At 51.1% G+C, this 2,561-nt stretch carries 2 protein-coding genes; both read right to left on the bottom strand.

All coding sequences use genetic code 11. The annotated features are described in order from the left end of the window. The coding region (locus DW965_RS18450; RefSeq protein WP_147398819.1) for a lysozyme family protein at window positions 1–574 on the bottom strand (574 nt) is incomplete at its 3' end. Further along, a partial coding sequence (locus DW965_RS18445) for a CD3337/EF1877 family mobilome membrane protein (protein WP_119198668.1) occupies window positions 571–2,561 on the bottom strand: 1,991 nt, incomplete at its 5' end. The genes DW965_RS18445 and DW965_RS18450, both read right to left, overlap by 4 nt.

Raw genomic sequence — 2,561 nt, 5'->3', positions numbered from 1 at the left:
TTCCGTAGGAATACCGCCAGCCTCCGTTTTTCTCTACCGCAACAGGGTTGGTGTAGGTGACTTTCTTTCCGCCGGATTTGTCCCTTGCGAAGCTCTCTGCCAGTTCAAAGGTGTATTTTTTTCCGTGTCCTGCCACATAGTCTAGGAAACCGCCGCCGTAATTATAGGATTGAATCACGCTGTTTAAGTCACAGCCCTTTGTTTCTGCCGCTGCGAGCAGTTCCGAGAAATATTTACAGCCCTGTTTGATGGATTCCTCTGTACTAAGGGAGTTCGGGGGAAGCCCCAGAGATTCCGAGGACTGCATAACGTCTTCCAGCGTGCCGCCGGATTCCACCTGAATGATGGCGAGCAGCACATTTAAGTATTCCTCTATGCCATATTCCTTTGCATACTTTTCCAGCATAGGTTTATGGGCGAGGACTTCCTGTGATACGCTCACGCCCCCATAGATAAGGTTTCCGCCGCTTCCGCCGTCTTCCTCATCCGAGAAGACAATCACCACCAAAAGGAGCAGGGAGAACATCATCACGAACACGCCGGAACAGGCAAAGAAAAGGTGTCTTAACTTCATGGTTTCTCCCCTTTCTTTTGTTTGGCAGCCGTTTTTACCGTTTTTGTCCACTCCTTTCTGGCTGTGGTACGCCGGATGGTAAAGTTCGATTCTTTTACCACAGGGGCAGCCCGTTTTACTTCCGGTATCACAGGAGCCGTATCGTTTTGGACAGGTCTTGCCGGACGGGGAGCAGCAAGGGTGATGGTTGGAGTTGTCTTTTGTCTTTCCTCTGGTTTGTCTGGGGAAATCGGAGGGAGTATCTGGCGTTCTGTCCTTACAGGCGGTGTTTGTTCATGGTGGATGGAAGCTGCTTTTACCACCGGAACCGAAGCCCGTTCCGCCACAGTTCCCCCATAAGAAACCTGTCCCCGTTCCCTGATGGATGGGGAAGCTGGCTGTATGGCTGGTTTTCCTGCATGAGTGGTATCTGCATGATGTCGAAAATCCTCTGGCTGTTTTGCAGTAACAGGGCGTTCATGGACAGGAGCTGCCCCTTTGGGTGCTTCGGAAGCTCTTTGTTGCGGTTGTTTTGCCTGTTCCAGTTCCGCCCTGCGTTCTGCAATGGTCTGTCTGCGGCTTTCTGCCTGTGCGTTTCGCTGTTCGGCTCTGGCAGTTCGGGTCTGGGTCACGTTGGAAGTAAAATCCCGTACTCCCTCTGATACCTGTGTTTTCCCGTGGTAAAGGGCGTACTTTGCATTGACGGGCAAATCCTTTGCCTGTTCCCGAAGCTGTCCGGCAGTATCGGCTATCTTATCTTTGGTATCTGCCGCCGCACCTACCGCAGAACCAGCCCGTTTCCATACGGATTCCTTTTCCAGTGCTGCCTGTCCGTCTGGTCTGCTGTGGTCTGTCTGTGTCCGTTTGGAAGAGCCGGAGTGGGAAGCATTTCTCTGGTCTGAGCCAGCCTGTTTTCCTGCGTGGTATGCAGCCGTTCTAGCCCCAAGAGCCGCCACGGAACGTCCTAACTTATGCTGTAAACGGTGCATATGGGCGTACATGAGCATACGGGGTCTTCGCATGATACGGCTTCCCATACTTTGAGAATCGCCGCTCTGTAAGGAGAACATCCCCATTAAATCTCCCAGCTTGAAATAGATTCCGGCAAAAGTCACTATCTGCAAGAACGCCGTCAGGAAGAACGGATATTCCCCAGACAGGTTGTAGAGCATGGTGGAAATGCTGAACGCTACCGTGATAATCAGAGTGATTCCGGCTCTGGTAAGGATGGTGTTGAACAGTTTCGTAATGGCACGCTTTGACATTCCCTCAAAAGAGGGAACCATGCTAAGGAGGAAGCTCACAGGCAGGAACATGGCATAGATGATAAAAAGCACCTGTGAAAAAATCATTATCCCCGTGAGCAGGAATACAAAAACGGAGATACCGATATTGAACATAAACAGGAAGAAGACGGTTCCCAAGCGGTTGATGGTCTTTGTGATGGTAAGGTTGGTATTTTCCCTGTCTTCGATTTCCACCACCACGATTTCTTCCCTGTCCTGCCCGTTGTTTTCGTTTGGGCTGGTTGAGAGCAGGCGTTCCACACGGTCAGCCCCAATACTTTCCATATCCGAGTTGCCGTATTGCAGCAGGAGCCACGGCTGCTTGACCTGAATGGAAAACAGGCTGTCCCGTATCAAATCCACGCTGTCTTTTCCTTGACTTTCCGAGTTCGGCAGCACAATCTTTGTACCAAGGGTCAGGCTGGCATTGCTGATGTCTGCGGAAAATTCATTGATTTTCCCGATATAATCAGGGGCATAGGCGATAAAGGCAGCGGACAGCACGAACACCACCACGAAATTGACAACGGCATGGATGGCTTTTGTGGTTTCCCGTTTGATAAGCCCTGTGTAGGCAACGTAAAGCCCCACCACCAGAATGAGAATCAGCAGGAACCCGATATAAAATCCCTCCGAGGACAAGCCGCCTGTGGTAACGCCTGCAAGGGTCTGCATATTTTTCCCAATGGAATCCGCCGTAGAGGAAATGAAGTCCAGCGAGT

It is taken from the genome of Blautia sp. AM47-4 (assembly GCF_003479865.1).
GTDB classification, from domain to species: Bacteria; Bacillota; Clostridia; order Lachnospirales; family Lachnospiraceae; genus Fusicatenibacter; species Fusicatenibacter saccharivorans.
This window is presented reverse-complemented; position numbering and strand designations above follow the sequence as displayed.